The sequence below is a fragment of the Bradyrhizobium sp. dw_411 genome, assembly GCF_018449695.1.
GTDB lineage: Bacteria > Pseudomonadota > Alphaproteobacteria > Rhizobiales > Xanthobacteraceae > Bradyrhizobium.
Window position 1 is genome coordinate 443,105 of the sequence record NZ_JAAVUY010000002.1, and the last position, 18,574, is coordinate 461,678.

The following is an 18,574-nucleotide window of genomic DNA, read 5'->3' on the forward strand; positions in this document are numbered from 1 at the left end:
ACCAAAGGCAGGAAACCCGCGCGAGGTCAGATGTCAGCCGAAGCCGTAACCCAGATCGTGACGTCCCGTACCGTCGAATTGGTCACGGAATCCCCGTTCTACATCCCGATGACCGGACCCGCGGCGAGGCCGCGGCGCTCGCTCAAGCATGATGACACTTTCATCGTGCTCGACAGCCACGGCGACATCGGCGCGTCCGCCGGCGGGCCGGACGGTCTGTTCAATGCCGACACTCGGTATGTTGCGCGGCTGGAGCTTGTTCTGGATGAAGTCCAGCCCCTGCTGCTTGGATCGAATTTGCGGGATGACAATTCGTCATTAACGGTCGATCTCACCAATCCCGACGTCTACCGCAATGGCCGGATCGTGCTGCAGAAGGACATGCTGCACATCGTGCGCACGATCTTTCTGTGGCGCGGCACGGCCTATCAGCGCATCGGCGTTCAGAATCATGGTGATCGCCCGGCGAGCTTTGACCTGACATTGCTGTTCGACAATGACTTCGCCGATTTGTTCGAGGTGCGCGGCGAAAAGCGGCCGCGACGAGGCGTCGGCACCAGCAAATTGCTTGGTCCCGCCGATGTCATGTTCGAATATAACGGGCTCGATGGCAAATCGCGCGCCACTGCACTGCATTTCGATCCACGGCCGACGCGCATCGCGGTGAATGCCGCGACCTATCACCTCGACTTGGCGCCGCAACGGAGCAGTTCGCTGTTTGTCGCCGCATCCTGCAACAAGCCGGCTTCGAACAAGTCGGTGCCGTTCTTTCGCGGACTATTGGCGCATCGCCGCGAGATGCGCCAATCGAACGCGGGTGCCACCAGCATCGAAACCTCCAACAACATCTTCAATGAGGTGCTGTGCCAGTCGATGGCCGACCTCAACATGCTGATGACGGACACCCCGCAGGGGCGATATCCCTATGCCGGCATTCCCTGGTATTCGACGACATTCGGCCGTGACGGCATCATCACCGCGCTGCAAATGCTGTGGATCGACCCGCGGGTTGCGCGCGGCGTGCTGAAGCGGCTGGCCTTCTATCAGGCCAAGACGGTCGATCCGCTCGCCGATGCTGAGCCGGGGAAAATCCTCCATGAGATGCGCGGTGGCGAAATGGCGGCGCTGCGCGAAGTACCGTTCGCGCATTATTATGGCAGCGTCGACTCCACACCGCTGTTCGTGCTGCTGGCGGGTTTGTATGTCGAGCGCACCGGCGACGATGAGACACTGGCCGAGTTATGGCCTTCGATCGAAGCGGCGTTGTGCTGGATCGACGGGGCAGGGGATCCCGATCGCGACGGATTTGTCGAATATCAACGCGCGTCGGAACAGGGCCTCGCCAACCAGGGCTGGAAAGATTCTTACGACGCGATCTTCCATGCCGACGGGCGGCTCGCGGAAGGCTATATCGCACTGGCGGAAGTGCAGGGCTATGTCTTCGCCGGCAAGCAACTCGCGGCGCGTTGCGCGTTGCGTCTCGGACATCCGGACAAGGCGCGGCAGCTTGAGACTGAAGCCAGGCTTCTTGCTGAGCGCTTCGAAGCCGCGTTCTGGTGCGATGAACTCGGCACCTATGCGCTGGCGCTCGACGGCGCCAAGCAGCCGTGCAAGGTGCGGACGTCCAATGCAGGCCAATTGCTGTTCACCGGTATCGTGCGCGCGGACCGGGCCCGAATGGTCGCGGCCGATCTGATGCGCCCGCATTTTTTCACCGGCTGGGGCATCCGCACCGTGGCGCGCGGCGAGGCGCGCTATAATCCGATGTCCTATCACGATGGTTCGATCTGGCCGCATGACAACGCGCTGATCGCGCTCGGATTGGCCCGTTACGATCTCAAACACGCGGTCGACAATGTATTCGAGGCCCTGTTCAGCGCCGCGACCTACATGGATCTGCGCCGGCTTCCCGAACTGTTCTGCGGTTTTCGGCGCGAGAAGGGACGCGGACCGACGCTCTACCCGGTCGCCTGCGCGCCGCAAGCCTGGGCCAGCGCGACGCCGTTCACCCTGCTGGAGGCCGCCCTTGGTCTGGAGTTCGATGCGCGGCGCGGCGAGATCCGGCTGCGCAACCCGCATTTGCCGGGGTTCCTGAACGAGGTGATCTTGCGGGAGCTGCAACTGGGTCCCTCCAGTGTCGACCTACGGGTCCGCCGGCACAACGACGACGTGTCGCTCGAGGTGTTGCGCACGCGCGGCCAAATTCAGGTTTCCCTCGTCCTGACGCAGTAGAGCCGGGGGAAACTTCGGCCGGGATTCGAACTTTTGTCATCGGTCCGGCTTGGTACGGGGGCCCGCGGCGCAGCGGGGCCGGCTGACTGCGCATGAATGATTGCCGAGTACGCCAACGCAGCCTTCCGATCGTGGATTCAGGAGACGACATGCGCACGAAATCTTTGTTCATGTTGATGGTAGTCGGTCTTGCCGCCCTGTCGGTCGCGGCATCCGAGGCTCAGAACGATGCGAGTGCGCCGCAGCCGAAGAGCACGCCTTCGCCGGCGCCGCCACCGTCCGTCACCATCATCGGCGCCAGGGATGCGCACGGCGTGCTCGGGCGTGACGTCCGCAGCACGACCGACGAGGACATGGGCCGCATCGTCGATGTCATTGTCGATCGCGCCGGCATGGTCCGTGCGGCGGTGATCGACTTTGGCGGCTTTCTCGGCGTCGGCAGCCGAAGGATCGTGGTTGACTGGAACGCGCTGCATTTCGGGCGCATCGCCAACAAGAGCGACAGTATCACGCTTGAATTGACCAAGGAGCAGGTCAGCGAGGCGCCTGAATACAAGGAGGATACGCCCATCGTGGTGCTCGGTGCGTCCGGTACGCTGCAACCATTGCAATTCGATCATTAGCGGAGAAATATTCTGTTCGCGCGATTGCCCCGACATTCGATTGACCCAACCGACGATGACCGTGACGAACAAGCGGCCGTCGACGACGGTGTGGTTATGTCGGCAACGGAACCGGTAACGCCCGAGCCAGCGCCTACTCCGTCGCGCGCCAGTCTGCGCGGGCTCGACTGGTTCATTTTCTTTCTGGCAGATGTGCAGACCGGCTTCGGTCCGTTCGTTGCGGTTTATTTGACGACGCAGAAATGGACGCAGGTCGAGATCGGTTTCGTGCTGTCGATCGGCGGCATCGTCGCACTGATCGGGCAGATGCCCGGCGGCGCCATCGTCGATGCGGCGAAGTCCGAACGGCTGGTGGCCGGCCTTGCCGTCGCGGCCATCGGCGTCAGTGCGCTCGGCTATGTCGTATGGCCGATCCTGCCGATCGTGATTGCCGCGGCGACGCTGCATGCGGCCGCGAGCTGCGTGCTCGGTCCTGCCATTGCCGCGATCAGCCTCGGTCTGGTGGGGCCGCTTGCGATCGGCGAGCGGTTCGGGCGCAACGCCCGCTTTGCATCGCTCGGCAATGGTGTCGCCGCCGCCGTCATGGGCACCTGCGGTTATCTGCTGTCGAGCGGCTCGGTATTTATCGTTACCTTCCTGCTGGCCATTCCGACTCTGCTGGCGCTGGCGCGGATTCGCGAACGCGAAATCGATCCGGCGCGCGCGCATGGTTTGGCGCCGCGCGAGACACCCGATGCCAAAGCGACCAGCGTTTTCGATCTGGTGCGCCAGCGGCCATTGCTGATCTTTGCCGCCAGCATCCTGCTGCTGCAGCTTGCTAATGGGGCGATGCTGCCATTGATGGCGGGTGTCGTGACCACCCGCTCGAGCCGCTGGGCACCAGTCCTGATCGCTGCGTGCATCATCGTGCCGCAGGCCATTGTCGCGCTGAGCTCTCCGTCGGTCGGACGCAAGGCGCAGCAATGGGGACGGCGGCCGTTGCTGCTGATGGGGTTCGCCGCGCTGGCGATCCGCGGCGTGCTGTTTGCGACCGTCAGAGATCCCTATTTGCTGGTCGCGGTTCAGGTGTTCGATGGCGTCACGGCGGCGGTGTTCAGTGTCATGATCCCGTTGATCGTAGCCGACGTCGCATTCGGCAGCGGCCACTTCAATTTCGCTCAGGGTATCGTCGGCACCGCGACCGGCATCGGCGCTTCGCTGAGCACCGTGCTGGCCGGCTATGTCAGCGACGAGTTCGGCAGCAGCGTCGCCTTTAGCGGGCTTGCGGCCGTCGCGGCGACCGGGCTGGCGCTGATCTGGTTCGTGATGCCGGAGACCCGGCGAAGCACGGCATGATTTCAAGACGGCGACAACGCCTTGCGATAAAGCGCGCCGTAGCAGGCCGCCGAAATATCCCAGCTAAAAGATCGCGCCATTGCGCTGCGGCGCATCGAGTCCAGGCGATCCTTGGTCCCGAAGGCGGAGAACGCGCGGCGGATGCCACCGAGAAAAGACTCGGTCGAAGGCTGGCTGAACAGAAATCCGGTTTCCCCATCGGTGATGGTTTCCGCCAGCCCGCCGGTCTGATGACCGATCGGCAGCGATCCGAACCTTTGCGCATACATCTGGCTCAGGCCGCAGGGCTCGAAGCGCGACGGCATCAGGGTGAAATCGCTGGCGGCAAAAATCCGCCGGGCCTGGCCGTCATTGAAGCCGATCACGACACCGATCGCATCCGGCCGGCGGCGATGCGCGTCGATCAAGGCTTGTTCGAGCGCGGGCTCACCACTGCCGGTCACGATGATCTGTCCGCCGGCGTCAATGATCTCATCGGCGGCCGACAGCACGAGGTCGATGCCTTTTTGATGAACGAGACGGGCGACGAGGCCGAAGATCGGCCCGCGCGACACTGCCAGACCGAATTGGTGGCGGACATAATCCGAATTGGCGCGCTTGCCTTCCCAGTCTCCGGCGCCGAATTGCTGCGCCAACTGGGCGCACACCCGTGGGTCCCAGCTCTCGTCGATGCCGTTCAGGATGCCGGTCAATTGCCTGGCGTCGGAGCGGCGTTGAAGAAGGCCTTCCAGTCCGCAACCGAGTTCGGACGTCGTAATCTCCCGGGCATAGGTCTCGCTGACCGTGGTCAGATGGGACGCGTAGACCAGACCGCCTTTGAGAAACGATAGCTTGTCGTAGAATTCGAGGCCGTCGATATGAAAGGAGTCTTCCGGCGCGCCGATCCGTCGCAGCGACTCCTTCGGGAAAAGACCCTGATAGGCCAGATTGTGGATGGTCAGGATGGTCGGGATTTTGGTGCCGTTCCAGGCGAGATAGGCCGACACCAGCGCCGACTGCCAGTCATTGGCGTGAACCAGGTCGGCTGCCCAATTCTTGTCCAGACTGCCTGCCGCTAATTGGGCAGCGACTGAGGCCAATCGCCCGAAGCGGATGTCGTTGTCGGGCCAATCCCGGCCCGCCTCATCGCCATAGGGATTGCCCGGGCGTTCGTACAATTGTGGACACAGGACGACGTAGACCGGCAGACCGTCCTTGGTCGATGCCAGCCCGAGCGAGCAGGCCGGCATTTCCGCCAATGCCGGGCATTGGCCAATGATTTCAAGATGTGTGAGTTGTTCGACGACGTCGCCATAACCCGGCAGTAAAACCCGAACATCGCCTTGGCGGCGAAGCGCCCGGGGTAGGGCCGCTGAAACGGCTGCAAGACCGCCCACCCGGACGAAATCATCCATTTCAGTCGTAACGAACAAGACCCTCAAGAAAACGCCCTCACCCACGGGGAGCTAACTCTGACTATGCAAGAATGGTTCCAGTTTCTCCTTGAATTAACTGGGAGAATTCCCGGGACCGTCATCGGCGGTTTACTCCGCCTTTGTCCAAGAGGCTTTCCCGGCGCGGTAGGCCCATCTAGGGTCGCGCCAAGGCTGAAAGTATAAAGGCCAAAGGGAGTTCTGCGATGACCATAGAAGGAAACGATGAGGGGATTACGACACGGAGTTTCGAGGGTCTTCGCGTGCTCGATTTTTCGACCACGATTGCCGGCCCCCATTGCACGCGGATGCTGGCGGACATGGGAGCGGAGGTCATCAAGATCGAATCCGTCGAAGGCGAGACGATGCGAACCCGGCCACCGGTTCGCGGCGGTTGCAGCAGCACCTTCGGTCAGCTCAATGCCGGCAAGAAGAGCCTGGTGCTCGATCTGAAATCGCCCGATGCCGTCGAGGCGATCCGCCGGCTTGTCGCGAGCACCGATATCGTCGTGGAGAATTTTCGCCCGGGCGTGATGCGGCGGTTGAAGCTCGACTACGCCTCGCTGCAGCAACTCAACCCGAAACTGATCTATTGTTCGATCTCCGGATACGGCCAGACCGGTCCGTCGGCTGAATTGCCGGCCTATGCGCCGGTGATCCATGCGGCCTCGGGCTATGACATGGCGCATTTGTCGTACCAGCCCGGGCGCGACCGGCCGGATTATTGCGGCATCTATCACGCAGACGTGCTGACCGGCGTCTATGCCTTCGGCGCCATTTCGGCGGCGCTGTATCAGCGCCATGAGAGCCGGAAAGGCCAGCACATCGACGTATCGATGTTGGAGTCGATGCTTAGTCTGACGCTGAACGAAGTGCAGTGGTCGCAATTCGAGGTGGCGCCGCCGAGCCGTCCGATGTTCGGCCCGGTCGAGACCGCGGACGGCTATGTGATGGTGGCGATCGCCAGCGAGAAGACGTTCCAGGGTCTGGTTACGGCCGCTGGCCATCCGGAATGGATCGTCGATCCGCGCTTTGCGCGATATGGCGACCGGCGCAGCAACTGGAAGGAATTGATGGAGGGCATCGAGACCTGGTCGCGCACCCTCAATACCGAAAAATGTCTCGCTGAAATGAACGCGGTGGGCGTTCCCTGTTCGGCCTATCGCACGGTCGCGCAAGCCTTGAATGATCCGCAGATCGCGCATCGCGGCGCGCTGGTCGAGGTGGAAGACGACAGCGGTAAATTCAAGGTCCTGAACATGCCGTTTCGCATGTCCGGAACCAATGTCACCGCCGGAAAGCGCGCGGCGACATTGGGCGAACATACGGTTGCACTCCTGAAAGAGAGCGGTCTTTCGGACGAGGCCATCGCTGCCTTTGCCGGCAAATCGAAAGTGGCGGAACGGCGCTGAGCACATCCTTTGCCGACAAGCCGTTTGCAGCCAAGCCTTTTGCGGCCTTGTCGGCGGCCGCATTTCCGGCCTATCTAAAATACAAAGCCATCGACGGGAGAGAAACACATGAAAAGCTTCCAGGTCACCGATTTCAATGCCCCTTTGCAGGAAGTGGATCATCCGACACCGCAGCCATCGGGCACGCAGGTCCTGATCAAGGTGAAGGCGGCGGGTGTCTGTCACAGCGATCTGCACATCTGGGAAGGCGGTTACGATCTCGGCCATGGACGCAAGCCACTGTCGCTGAAAGATCGCGGCGTATCGCTGCCGCGCACGATGGGACATGAAACCGTCGGCGAAATACTGGCGTTCGGGCCGGATGCCAAAAATGAGACCGGCGGCCTCAAGGTCGGCGACGTCGCGCTGGTCTATCCGTGGCTCGGCTGCGGCAAATGCGAGACCTGTCTCGCCGGCGATGAAAACATGTGCCTGAAACCCAATGCGCTCGGCGTCTATTGCGACGGCGGCTATGCCGATCACATGACGGTGCCGCATCCGCGCTATCTCTTGAATCTGAAGGGCCTCGATCCCATCACCGCGGCGCCCTATGCCTGTTCCGGCGTCACCACCTACAGCGCGCTGAAGAAGGTCGAGAACGTGTTCCACACGCCGATCGTTATTTTCGGCGCCGGCGGGCTTGGCCTGATGGCGTTGTCGCTGCTCAAGGCGATGGGCGGCAAGGGCGCCATCGTCGTCGATATCGATGCGCGCAAGCGTGAAGCGGCTGAGGCCGCGGGTGCGCTTGCGACCGTCGATGGCAGCGCGCCCGATGCGCTGGAGCAATTGACGAAGAAAGCCGGCGAGCCCATTCGCGCCGTGATCGATCTTGTCGGCAACGCCAAGACCACGCAGCTCGGGTTCGACTGCCTGACCAAGGGCGGTAAGCTTGTCATCGTCGGCCTGTTCGGCGGCGGCGCGCCATGGGCGCTGCCGCTGATCCCGATCAAGGCGATCACGATCCAGGGCAGCTATGTCGGCAATCTCCGCGAGACGCAGGAATTGCTCGATCTGGTGCGCACCAAGCACATTGCCCCGATCCCGGTAACGCCGATGCCGCTCGCCAAGGCGAACGAGGCGCTGGTCGATCTGCAAAAGGGCAGGCTGGTCGGGCGTGCGGTGCTGACGCCGTAACTCCGCTCCTACTGCCGTCATTCCGGGATGGTCCGAAGGACCAGACCCGGAATCTCGAGATTCCGGGCTCGATGCTACGCATCGCCCCGGAATGACGGTATACCCGCAGTGACGATTGTTATTCGCCCCATCCAAGGAATCCCCATGTCTGCCAATAACGCGTTCCATATTGCTGTGCTGCCCGGTGACGGTATCGGTCCTGAAGTGATGGACCCGACGCTTGAGATCCTGCGCAAGATCGAAAAGACCTCGGATCTGAAGTTCCGCTTCACCGAGGCGCCGGCTGGCGCCAACCATTATCTCGAAACCGGCAAGTCGATGCCCGAGAGTACGGTTCGGCTGTGCGACGAGGCCGACGCGATCTTGCTCGGCGCCTGCGGCCTGCCGTCGGTGCGCTACCCCGATAACACCGAGATCATGCCGCAGGTGGAGCTGCGCTTTCATTTCGATCTTTATGCAGGCGTGCGTCCGGCGCGGCTCATTCCGGGCGTGCCAAGCCCGATCGTCGGCGCCGATCAACGCGGCATCGACCTCGTGGTGATCCGCGAATCCACCGAGGGCCTGTTTGCCTCGATGGGGAAGGGGATCGTCACCGACACCGAGGCGCGCGAAACGCTTGTCATCACGCGCAAGACTTCGGAGCGGCTGTTCGAGTTTTCGTTTCGCCTCGCCGAGCGCCGCAAGGCGCGCGGGCGCGCCAATGGCGGGCTGACCTGCGTCGACAAGGCGAATGTGTTTAAGGCGTTCGCGTTCTTCCGCGAGATGTTCAACGACGCGGCCAAGCGCCATCCTGACGTGAAGACCGACCGGCTCTATGTCGATGCCTGTTCGGCGATGCTGGTGAAGCGTCCCTGGGATTTCGACGTGATGGTGATGGAGAACATGTTCGGCGACATCCTCTCCGACATGACGGCGGGCCTGATCGGTGGCATGGGCATGGCGCCATCGGCCGATGTCGGCGATCATCATGCGGTATTCCAGCCGTGCCACGGCACTGCACCCGATATCATGGGGCAGGGCAAGGCCAATCCGACCGGCATGATCCTCTCCGCCGCGATGATGCTGGACTGGCTCGCCGACAAGCACGGCCTTGAGGGCGCCGCAGAAGCCGGCGAACGCATCGAGCGCGCGGTCGACAAGGTCTATGCGGATGGCATCAAGCCGATGGAATTCGGCGGCGGCAACGGCACTGCGGATATTGCCAAGGCGGTGTTGGAAGCGTTGTAGGCGCATCGCGGGGCTCGTCAATCGTAGGGTGGGCAAAGCGCAAGCGTGCCCACCATTTTACTTAGCGGCATGGTGGGCACGGCGCGGTGCGCCTTTGCCCACCCTACGGTAACTCGTCGTTGCGAGCGCAGCGAAGCAATCCATAGAGCAACAAGGAAGCAAGAATGGATTGCTTCGCTGCGCTCGCAATGACGACAGAACACACCTCCGCATTCCCGCGACGCAATCCGCCCGAGTTATGCCTGTAGCTTCCGCCCTCCCTTGAGAGGGCGCAGGGAATGCCGGGCGCTCGGTGCGCCCGCCCTCGCGCGTGCAATGGCAGAAAGCAAAAAGCACACGCGTTAGTCAGGTCACACCGGAAACACCCGGCACTCCCCGCGCGATGGTTTACGGCTTATTTCGCGCTCTCCCCGGCGATCGGGCTCTTTTGCCGCCGTCGCCCCGCGGATAAATTCCACGAAACTTGACGCCAGCGTCGAGGCGTCAGGACCACACGACTTCGCCGTCCGCTTTTGCGCCGTTCGTCAAAGGCGCATCCGCGTCCACCGCATCCTGCCCCGCGTCCGTGACGATCGCGAACCGCCCCTCCTGTGGGACAGGACGGTTGCGAACATACCAATGATTTGCCATTTCTGAAAAACAGAATATTCTTCATCGAAGGGCTGGACAACCCACCCAAATCAATGATCGCGCAAATAAGCGTGCGCCGCGTTATCCCAATTGTTCGGCGCGGCGCAGGCTGCCGATCATCGAGACTTTTACGAGGTACTCGCGGGTCAAAGCAGGATCGGCGGCGGTTTGCCGGAGCAAATCCCGGAATTCATTGTCGTCGGCTTCGAGATTGTGCTTGTTCTGGATCGACTGGCGCTCGACATGTTCTTTGGTGACGAGCCGGCGCTGCAGGTCGAAACGGTCGAGTTCGGCGTCGGGTTTTTCCCCGTACCAGACCTGTGCGAGGCGTTCGGTCAAATTGATCGCGTCGTGAATGCCGCCATTCATGCCCATGCCGCCGAGCGGATTGTTGACATGCGCGGCGTCGCCGATCAGGAACGCGCGGCCGCTGCGAAAGGCGCCGGCGACGCGCTGGTGCACCCGATAGAGCGTGGTATGGGCGATCTCATAGCGCTCGATGCCCGGCACCACCTGCGCCATCAGCGTTTGCGCGAATTCCGGCGATAGCGCGAGTTCGTCGCTTTCCTCTGCCGCGATCCGGAACATCACGCGCCAAAGTTTGGGTATCTGCAGCAGGAAATGCCAGCGCACGGGATCGGCCAGATAACTCACCGGGTCGAGATGAGGAATGACGCTGTAGAAATCAAAGGGCGTGCTGACCACGAGATAGCGATCGGGCCAGGTAAAGCCGTCGAATGCAATGCCGAGCGAGCGGCGGACGTCGCTGCGCGCGCCGTCGGCGCCGATCAGCCAGCGATAATCATGCGTCTCGCTCTTGCCGTCGCGCTCGACCGTCACGGTGACGCTGTTGCTGTTCTGGGTGACCGCGTGAACCGGACTGGCGAAAGCGATCTCGAAGTTCGGATTACCCCGCAGCTTGTCGCAGATGATCCGGGTCAGCTTCGACTGTTCGCATTGCAGCCGGAACGGATGCCGGGTCTGGTCGGCAATGTCGCCGAAATCGAATTTTGCGATCAGTCCGTCGCGGCGGTTGCGGTACTGAAACGTCGGCGCGATCAGGCCCTGCGCGATCAGCGGCTCGACGACGTCGAGATCGGCCAGCATGTCGAGCGTCGGCGGATGAAAGGTCGAGGCGCGGGATTCGGTGCTTAAATCAACGCCGCCTTCCAGCACGGTGACGGGAACGCCATGACGCACGAGATTGGCCGCGGCCACGAGGCCCACCGGACCGGCGCCGGCGATCAGAACCCTTTCAGAGACGGTCATGTATGTTTTGGTACCTGGAATCTCAAATCGGTATTGCAGCCCATCCTTCGAGACGACCGCTTCGCGGTCTCCTCAGGATGAGGTCGAAGGTGTTGAAGCACGACAGCCTCATGCTGAGGAGCGAGCATCGCGAGCGTCTCGAAGCATGGGCAACAAGCGACCCACTGATCCGGCATATTCGGTACCAGCATTCTTGTTGTTGGTTCATTCCGCCTTGATACCCGCGGCCTTGACGATCGGCCACCATTTTTCGATCTCGGCCTTCTGATAGGCGCGCAGCGCTTCGGGCGTTTGCTGTTCGGGCGGATAGATTTCCTGCCCGATATCGCCGAGCCGCTTGCGTACGGTGGGGTCGGCGAGGCTTTCCACTACGGCGCGGTTGAGCTTGTCGATAATGTCCTTGGGCGTGTTTTTCGGCACCCACATTCCGTTCCAGACCGGCAGATAAAGACCTGGCAATCCGGCCTCGTCGACGGTGGGAATGTCCGGCGCGGCCTGCGCACGGGTCTTCGACATCACAGCGTAGGGGCGGATGGTGCCTTCCTGAACATGGGGCAACGAGCTCGACATTTGATCGAAGATCAGATCGATCTGCCCGGCCACCAGCGCCTGCATCGCCAATGAAGTGCCGCGATAGGGGATGAACTGGATATGCGAGCCGGTCAGGGTTTCAAACAGGATGCCGCCGAGATGCGTCGCCGCGCCGACCCCTGACGTTCCCGCCATCACTCGCTCCGGGTTGGCCTTCACCCAGGCGATCAGCTCTTTGAGGTCCTTGGCCGGCGCGTCCTTGCGGGAGACGACGACGGAGGGATTGTTGGCCAGCAGCGCCACCGGCTCCAGATCTTTCAATAAATCGAACGGCAGATTGTAGATCGCGCCGGTCAGCACATGCGAGTTCATCGGCCCGACACTGAGCGTGTATCCGTCGGGCGCCGCGCGCACGACGCGTCCGACACCGAGTGTGCCGGCTGCACCCGTGACGTTCTCGATGATGACGGATTGCCCGAGCAGAACCTGCATCCGGGCGGCGATGATCCGCGCCAGCGTATCGGTCGGCCCGCCCGCGGAGAACGGCACCACGATGACGATCGAATGCGAGGGATAATTATCTGAACGTGCGGGCCCCGGGCCAATAAGGCAGCAGAGTGCCAAAAGGCTTGAGAGAAGAATCCGCTTGCTGATCATGTTGTCCTGTTAGCCGGCCGCATCAGTTGCGAAGCTAGAGCGTTCCCGGCCACGGGGAAAGATCACATAAACAGCACGGTGATGCCTTTTCGGCGTCACCGCGGTTCATGCCGAGGGGGTCTATCGCCCCGTAAAATTCGGCTTGCGCTTCTCCATGAAGGCGCGGCGGCCTTCGCGGAAATCTTCCGAGTCCATGCAAGCGGTGCCGATCTCCTTGATCGCTTTCTTGTCGCGCTGGTCGGGATCTTTCAACACCTGCGCGATGGTGATCTTGGCGGCTTTGATCGCCAGCGGCGCATTGCCGGAAATGGTGCGGGCAATTTCAGTTGTCGCATCCCACAACTCTGCATCGGGGATCACGCGATCGACCAGGCCGATCCGGCAGGCCTCGGCGGAGTCGATCCGCATGCCCGTATAGAGCAACAGCCGCGCCCAGGACGGCCCGACCAGTGAGACCAACTGGCTGAGACCGTTATAGCCATAGGCGATGCCGAGCTTGGCGGCGGGAATGCCGAACTGGCTGTTGTCGGAGGCGAGGCGGATATCCGCCGCCATCGCCATCTGCATGCCGCCGCCGAGGCAAAAGCCGCGGATGCAAGCGATGCTCGGCTTGGGATAATCCGCCAGCAGCGCGCGCGTCGCGTCGCTGCGCTTGCTGTATTCTTCCGACGCCTGCGCGTTGTGGCGGTTTTTCTCGAACTGGCTGATATCGGCGCCCGACATGAACGCCTTGTCGCCGGCGCCGGTCATGATCACGACGCGAATATCCGGATCGTCGCGCAGCTCGATCAGGGCCGCGCCCAGCCCTTCCCACATCTCGATCGACATCGCGTTGCGCTTGGCGGGATTGTTGAAGGTCACGACGCCGACGCCCTCGGCGGCGTTCATCAGGATGGTGCCATCGGCGTAGGATTTTTCGGTGGGTGTTTTCGGGGTATCGAGCATTGGAGGCTGCTTTTTGTTGATTGCGATCGGATGCAGCCGCAATGAAGCATTGCTTCAGTATTTCGGCAATGGGTGGGGAACGCAGCCCAAACCGTCATTCCGGGGCGATGCGAAGCATAGAACCCGGAATCTCGAGATTCCGGGTCTGGTCCTTCGGACCATCCCGGAATGACGACAACTTTTACTGCGCCAGATGCGCCGTCAACGGATGGCCGCCCGCCTTGTTGAAGAAGGCGGCTTCCTCGGCAGTGGCTTCGAGCAGCTGTTCGTCCTGGTTGTAGATATCGTTGCGGAACTGGATGGTCTGGTCCTTGGTCATCCAGGCCGTCAGATAGATCCAGGCCACCGGAACCTTCTTGGGCAGGGCGATTTCCTGGTGCTGGCCGGTGGCGATGGCCGCGTCGATTGCGGGCCGGGTCCACTTCGCCATCTCTTCCTGCAGCAGCCAGGTCGCGAGGTCGCGGACATTGTCGACCCGCGAACAGCCGTGCGAGTCGAAGCGATAGTCGTCGCTGAACAGATTGTGCTGGTTGGTATCGTGCATGTAGACCGAATAGGGATTGGGCATATCGATCTTCACCGCGCCCAGCGCATTCCACGCGCCGTTCTGCTGGCGCACCGTGAAATTCGGCGTCCGGCTGCCGGACCAATCCACCGATGCCGGATCGATCGGCGCGTCGTGTCCGTCGAGTACTTCCATGTGCATGCGGGAGAGATAGGTCGGGTCTTTACGCATATGCGCGGAAATTTCCGTCTTCGCGATCGAGGACGGCACGGTCCAGGTCGGATTGAGGATGACGCTGGTGATTTCTGTGGTGAGGGTTGGCGACGGCTTCTCGGTCTTGCCGACGATCACGCGATAGCGCCGCACCACCTTGTCGTTCTCGACCGCCTCGGCAAAGGTCGCGGGCAGGTTCACCACCACGTAGCGCTGTCCGAACTGGAAATTCATATTGTCGAGGCGCTCCAGCGAGGCCTCGAGCTGCTTGATGCGCTTCTGCACGGGAACATTGAGTGCCGTCAGCGTGCGCGGGGTCATGGTTCCCGTGGGCGCGAGGCCATGGCGCGACTGGAAGCGCATCAGGCCCTCGGCGAGAGGTTCGTCAAACGGCCCGGTGGCGTGGTCGGGGGCGAGATCGCCGCTGAGCATCAGACGTTTGCGCAGGAGATCGTCATTGGGGCCGGCGGTGCCGATCGCGAATTTGGCGTCGGCGGGGATTGTCGGCCAGCCGCCGCGGACCGCGAGGTCCGAATAACTGAGTGCGGCTTCCCGGATGCGCGCCGCGGTGCCTTCATCGTAGGTCGGCTCGTGCGAGAGCGCCAAGGCGGCTGCGGAGCGCGATTCGGGAGTCGATGCCGCGGCCTGCTTGATCGCTGGCACGCGGGGCGCTGCCGGGGTCGCGGGTTTAGCGGCGACTGGCCCGGGGCCGGCGGCGACTTCGATTTGGCCAAATGCCGGCGGGATCGCCAGCGCCGATGGGATCACAAGCATCGTGGCGACGGCAACGACGGTCATTCTTCGCATGGTGGATGCCCCTGGAATGCGCCGCGTGGCGCTGCGATGAGATCGACAGGCTCGGAAATCAACAGGCCCGGCCGCCTGAGCCGCACGAAATGGGTGGAGGCGGTCCGCAATCGGATTTTCGCAAATCTAGCCTGCGAGAGTTGCATTCTGATTAAGTTAGAATTGCTGATTAAGTTGGTTTTGCGGCTGCCGCCCTGCCCGCATGCCCCGAGCGAAGGTTGGCGGCTTTCATATGTCGCGGCGGCGGCTAATATGGTTCGCAAGACAGGTGCCGATTAAGAACACGCGTCCGGGAATCGCCCGACGCTATAAACCTGTCGTGGTTATTGGCAGCGCATCCCAACGGCTGGGCGCCTTCAGCCATTCTCGACGGCAATACGCTGCCGCTCGATCCGCTGGCGCTAATCGATCGTATTCGCGGCGCTTCAAGTGAGAGCGGCCTGGCTGCAATTAGCCAAGCCGATCTCAGTCAGGCAGGGCAGGCCCGGCGCTAGTCTTCGTTGGCGGCAATGGATTCCATCAAGGACACCAACTGACGCTGGACGGTCTGGTCCTTGATCTTGCTGTAGGCCCGCAGCAACCGGAGGCTGAACGCGCTGTCCAGAAACAGCAGGCTCTCGACTTCGCGCGCCTTGCCGTCGCCGTCGTAGAAGAACGTGACGGGGACATCGAGCGCGGTGGCGATCTGCTGAAGACGGGCGGCGCCGACGCGGTTGACCCCCTTCTCGTATTTCTGAACCTGCTGGAAGCTGACGCCGAGTTGGTCACCGAGTTCGGCCTGGGAAATCCGCTGCTCGACACGGCGCAACCGAATGCGCTTGCCAAGTTCGATATCCGGCTTGCCGGCGCTTCGCTGCTTCATCTTCTTTGCGACTGATTTGTTCATAACTGCTTTTACCGTCCTTCGGTCATGAAGCCCCCCAAACAAATGGGGAAGGGTCAGGGTTTCCCCTTATATACCGCTTTGGCCTCGCTTGAATGGGTCAAATCGTCCTTACTAAACCACAGGTAACAGATGCATATTGATGGATGACGGTTGTGATCCGATTATGAGAGGTACAATGTTCCGTACCTCGCCGTCATCCCGCTTCCAGAGCAATGCTATCGCCAGCGGCCAGACGCATGCACATCTAGACTTGGCAGAATATTATACGAACCACAACTACGGCGGGTTCAAGATCGCTCCATTTTTGAACGTTTATAATTAGCGCCGAAAAGGCGCCCTGCGACAAAATGTCAGGGAATTTGCGGCCCCAGTCAGCCTTGAAGGCAGGCCGGACGCCCTCCGGCAACCCGGCGGCCGCATGGTGCCGGGCGCGACGAGGCGATGCCGTTCAATTGCGCCCTGCCGGATCAGGAGTTTTTTTAAAAGGCCCCAGGTTTGGCATTCGAACACGGCGGTGATCGTGCTATTCTCCGCCACATTCTACGTGGACGAACCAAAGCGCCGGCAGCGCCGTGGATGCCGGTTGTTTGCGGGCAGGGCGGCCCGCCTATCGAGCTTGATCGAAGCAGCAACAATGTCGCATACTTTTGCAGCAAAGAAATCGACCGCGTCGTTTCGAGACTATCCGGACCATTTGGAGCGGAGGGGGGGTTATGGAAAAACCGACTGGATCGCCTGGATTTTACCTAGCAAGCTCGGTAACGGAAAAAACGCTGGTGGCTAATTCAGAAGAACGACTGCTTTCGATTCTGGCCACTCTTGAGGAGTGTCAGGCCGCACTTGTCGCCAGCGGTAATCGCGAGACCGCGCAATTGGTGTCCGTGGCTATCCTGGAGCTTCGGATCAAGCTCAACCGGATCGCCGATTCGGAATTGAAGGCGCTGTGCGATGCGATGGTGCAGGACGAGGAATTGTCCGAACAGCCGCGCGACCCGAAATCGCCCCGAGGATCGTCCCAAGGCCAGGGCGGACGTCCCGCGGTTTCGCTGAAGCTGGTCAAGTAAAAAGCGTTTTCGAGCCAACGGGTCGCGCCAACGCGCGCCCGATGACAGGCTCCGTGGACACCGGTCCGCGTCAAGAAAACGCGTCAAATAAAAAAGAGTCCCCCCGGCCGGTCCTAGCCTTCGTCCAGCAGCGAGCAGACCACCGTATAGACCGCGCCGCGCGGCAGGAAGTCGATGGTGGCTTCGCCGCCGAGCTGGTCCCGCGCGCTGCGTTCGATCAGCCGCGAGCCGAAACCGCGCCGTACCGGTGCAACGACAAGCGGGCCGCCGGTCTCGGCCCAGATCAATCGCAGTTTCGGCCGGGCCTTTTCGGTGATGATTTCCCAATCCAGCCTGATGGTGCCGGTCTCGTTTGAGAGCGCGCCATATTTTGCGGCGTTGGTCGCGATCTCGTGCACGATCATCGACAGCACCACCGCCAGCCGCGGCGGCAACGGCACCTTCGGCCCCGACATTCGCAGCCGGTCCGGATTGTTCAGCAGATAGGGCCGCAGGACGCGGGCGACGACATCCTGCAATTCGGCGCCCTGCCACTTCTCGGTGTTCAACAGATTGTGCGCTTCCGCCAGCGCGCCGAGCCGGCCCTCGAACTTGCCGCGCTCGTCCCGGCTGGCGCTTCGAAAGGTCTGCACCGCGATCGCCTGCACGATCGCCAGCGTATTCTTGACGCGGTGATTGAGCTCCTCGATCAGGAGATCATGCAGCGTTTCGCCGCGCGCGATCGTCGTCGCCATCCGCACTGCAAAGGCGAGGCCGGTGAGAAGCAAAATGGCGCCGATCACGCTGGTGATCGCCAGATTGCGCCAGAGCGGGCCGACCAGCGAGCGTTCGGTAATGCCGGCCGCCACCGTCCATCCGGTGAGCGAGGATCGCGCAAACGCGGTGGTTAAAGGCAATCCCTCCAGCGACACCGTCGGCAGCGAAGCCTCGGACTTGCTGGACATCCCGGCATACAGCAAGGTTGAAGCCCGCTTGCCGATGAACTCGCGTGGATTGGGAACACGCGCGAAGTTGATGCCGTCCCCGTCGATGATCGAGATGATCCAGTCCTCGCCAGGGCGTTGCTTGTCGAGGATGGACTGGAAGATGTCGATCGGCGGGCTGAACGAGATGTCGTAAAGAACTTCGTCGCCACGAAGCACCGGCACCTCGACCGTCAGCAACGGCTCCTTGCGCATCGAGCCCATGAACAGATTGGAGTATTGCGGCATTTTGGTCGCGAACACCTTTTCCACGATGGCGCGGTTGTTGCGCTGGGGGAGGCTCGGCGTGTCCGGCGAAATGGTCGAGAACATCTGGCGGCCGTCGCGGTCGGCCACGATTACGACGCCGTTCTTGCCGTATTGGTCGAGAAAGCCCAGCGCGATGCGGCGAAAGCTCGCAAAGTCACTGCCCCGCAGCGTGTCGGTGAGCGCCAGCACCTGAAGTCCGCCGGTCACGCGCTGCACCTCGGAATCGAGCACGAGGCGGATACTGCGGACGGTTTCGACAACCCGCAGCTCGGCGTCCCGGCGGTCACGCTGGTAGTCGTGGAACACGATGACGGCCGCAAAGATGATCAGCGGCAGCGCAGTTCCGGCGACCAGAAGAGCCAGCCGCATAGGCAGTGAGGGCTTCGGCACTCAAACTCCGGCATAAAGGCACACGATAAGT

At 61.9% G+C, this 18,574-nt stretch carries 14 protein-coding genes; 7 read left to right on the forward strand and 7 right to left on the reverse strand.

The features are described 5' to 3' along the window. The first annotated feature begins 30 nt into the window (after positions 1-30). The 3 genes from HB676_RS04645 to HB676_RS04655 all read left to right on the forward strand — a co-directional run bounded on the left by HB676_RS04645 (position 31) and on the right by HB676_RS04655 (position 4,190). Positions 31-2,232, forward strand: coding sequence for an amylo-alpha-1,6-glucosidase (locus HB676_RS04645; RefSeq protein ID WP_213736490.1), 2,202 nt, complete (start codon positions 31-33; stop codon positions 2,230-2,232). 149 nt (positions 2,233-2,381) lie between these two features. Further along, positions 2,382-2,855, forward strand: coding sequence for a PRC-barrel domain-containing protein (locus HB676_RS04650; RefSeq protein ID WP_213736491.1), 474 nt, complete (start codon positions 2,382-2,384; stop codon positions 2,853-2,855). Positions 2,856-2,951: 96 nt separating this feature from the next. Next, positions 2,952-4,190 carry an MFS transporter gene (locus HB676_RS04655; protein ID WP_213736492.1) on the forward strand — a complete coding sequence of 413 codons (1,239 nt, stop codon included), beginning with the start codon at positions 2,952-2,954 and terminating at the stop codon, positions 4,188-4,190. 2 nt (positions 4,191-4,192) lie between these two features. Here the strand turns inward: HB676_RS04655 and glgA are convergent, their stop codons facing one another. Next, positions 4,193-5,611, reverse strand: coding sequence for a glycogen synthase GlgA (gene glgA, locus HB676_RS04660; protein ID WP_213736493.1), 1,419 nt, complete (start codon positions 5,609-5,611; stop codon positions 4,193-4,195). A 197-nt stretch (positions 5,612-5,808) separates the two neighbouring features. On the opposite strand from glgA, the gene HB676_RS04665 reads away from it, so the two are divergent. From HB676_RS04665 to HB676_RS04675, 3 genes are all read left to right on the forward strand, one after another. Next, positions 5,809-7,014, forward strand: a complete 1,206-nt coding sequence (locus HB676_RS04665; protein ID WP_213736494.1) for a CoA transferase — start codon at positions 5,809-5,811, stop codon at positions 7,012-7,014. Positions 7,015-7,122: 108 nt separating this feature from the next. Beyond that, positions 7,123-8,187: an alcohol dehydrogenase gene (locus HB676_RS04670; RefSeq protein WP_213736495.1), complete on the forward strand. Its 1,065-nt coding sequence runs from the start codon at positions 7,123-7,125 to the stop codon at positions 8,185-8,187. A 144-nt stretch (positions 8,188-8,331) separates the two neighbouring features. After that, a complete protein-coding gene (locus HB676_RS04675) occupies positions 8,332-9,414 on the forward strand; it encodes an isocitrate/isopropylmalate dehydrogenase family protein (protein ID WP_213736496.1) in 1,083 nt (360 codons plus the stop codon). 711 nt (positions 9,415-10,125) lie between these two features. On the opposite strand, the gene HB676_RS04680 is transcribed toward HB676_RS04675, so the two are convergent. The 5 genes from HB676_RS04680 to HB676_RS04700 all read right to left on the reverse strand — a co-directional run bounded on the left by HB676_RS04680 (position 10,126) and on the right by HB676_RS04700 (position 15,857). After that, complete coding sequence (locus HB676_RS04680; protein WP_213736497.1) at positions 10,126-11,313, reverse strand: FAD-dependent monooxygenase; 1,188 nt, start codon at positions 11,311-11,313, stop codon at positions 10,126-10,128. Between the two features lie 204 nt (positions 11,314-11,517). Next, a complete protein-coding gene (locus HB676_RS04685) occupies positions 11,518-12,501 on the reverse strand; it encodes a tripartite tricarboxylate transporter substrate-binding protein (RefSeq protein ID WP_213736498.1) in 984 nt (327 codons plus the stop codon). 120 nt (positions 12,502-12,621) lie between these two features. Further along, complete coding sequence (locus HB676_RS04690; RefSeq protein ID WP_213736499.1) at positions 12,622-13,446, reverse strand: enoyl-CoA hydratase; 825 nt, start codon at positions 13,444-13,446, stop codon at positions 12,622-12,624. 181 nt (positions 13,447-13,627) lie between these two features. Beyond that, positions 13,628-14,971: a L,D-transpeptidase family protein gene (locus HB676_RS04695; protein ID WP_213736500.1), complete on the reverse strand. Its 1,344-nt coding sequence runs from the start codon at positions 14,969-14,971 to the stop codon at positions 13,628-13,630. A gap of 490 nt (positions 14,972-15,461) precedes the next feature. Beyond that, complete coding sequence (locus tag HB676_RS04700; protein WP_213736501.1) at positions 15,462-15,857, reverse strand: helix-turn-helix transcriptional regulator; 396 nt, start codon at positions 15,855-15,857, stop codon at positions 15,462-15,464. 776 nt (positions 15,858-16,633) lie between these two features. On the opposite strand from HB676_RS04700, the gene HB676_RS33705 reads away from it, so the two are divergent. Then, the gene (locus tag HB676_RS33705; RefSeq protein ID WP_346347255.1) at positions 16,634-16,921 is read left to right on the forward strand and encodes a hypothetical protein; all 288 of its coding nucleotides are present in this window, start codon (positions 16,634-16,636) and stop codon (positions 16,919-16,921) included. Between the two features lie 113 nt (positions 16,922-17,034). Here the strand turns inward: HB676_RS33705 and HB676_RS04710 are convergent, their stop codons facing one another. After that, complete coding sequence (locus HB676_RS04710; protein WP_213736502.1) at positions 17,035-18,543, reverse strand: sensor histidine kinase; 1,509 nt, start codon at positions 18,541-18,543, stop codon at positions 17,035-17,037. Positions 18,544-18,574 lie beyond the last annotated feature (31 nt).

Excerpts from the sequence above, each read along its gene's own strand:
- HB676_RS04645 (WP_213736490.1), top strand. The coding sequence starts at position 31 with ATGTCAGCCGAAGCCGTAACCCAGATCGTGACGTCCCGTACCGTCGAA.
- HB676_RS04650 (WP_213736491.1), top strand. The coding sequence starts at position 2,382 with ATGCGCACGAAATCTTTGTTCATGTTGATGGTAGTCGGTCTTGCCGCC.
- HB676_RS04655 (WP_213736492.1), top strand. The coding sequence starts at position 2,952 with ATGTCGGCAACGGAACCGGTAACGCCCGAGCCAGCGCCTACTCCGTCG.
- HB676_RS04665 (WP_213736494.1), top strand. The coding sequence starts at position 5,809 with ATGACCATAGAAGGAAACGATGAGGGGATTACGACACGGAGTTTCGAG.
- HB676_RS04670 (WP_213736495.1), top strand. The coding sequence starts at position 7,123 with ATGAAAAGCTTCCAGGTCACCGATTTCAATGCCCCTTTGCAGGAAGTG.
- HB676_RS04675 (WP_213736496.1), top strand. The coding sequence starts at position 8,332 with ATGTCTGCCAATAACGCGTTCCATATTGCTGTGCTGCCCGGTGACGGT.
- HB676_RS04680 (WP_213736497.1), bottom strand. The coding sequence starts at position 11,313 with ATGACCGTCTCTGAAAGGGTTCTGATCGCCGGCGCCGGTCCGGTGGGC.
- HB676_RS04685 (WP_213736498.1), bottom strand. The coding sequence starts at position 12,501 with ATGATCAGCAAGCGGATTCTTCTCTCAAGCCTTTTGGCACTCTGCTGC.
- HB676_RS04690 (WP_213736499.1), bottom strand. The coding sequence starts at position 13,446 with ATGCTCGATACCCCGAAAACACCCACCGAAAAATCCTACGCCGATGGC.
- HB676_RS04695 (WP_213736500.1), bottom strand. The coding sequence starts at position 14,971 with ATGCGAAGAATGACCGTCGTTGCCGTCGCCACGATGCTTGTGATCCCA.
- HB676_RS04700 (WP_213736501.1), bottom strand. The coding sequence starts at position 15,857 with ATGAACAAATCAGTCGCAAAGAAGATGAAGCAGCGAAGCGCCGGCAAG.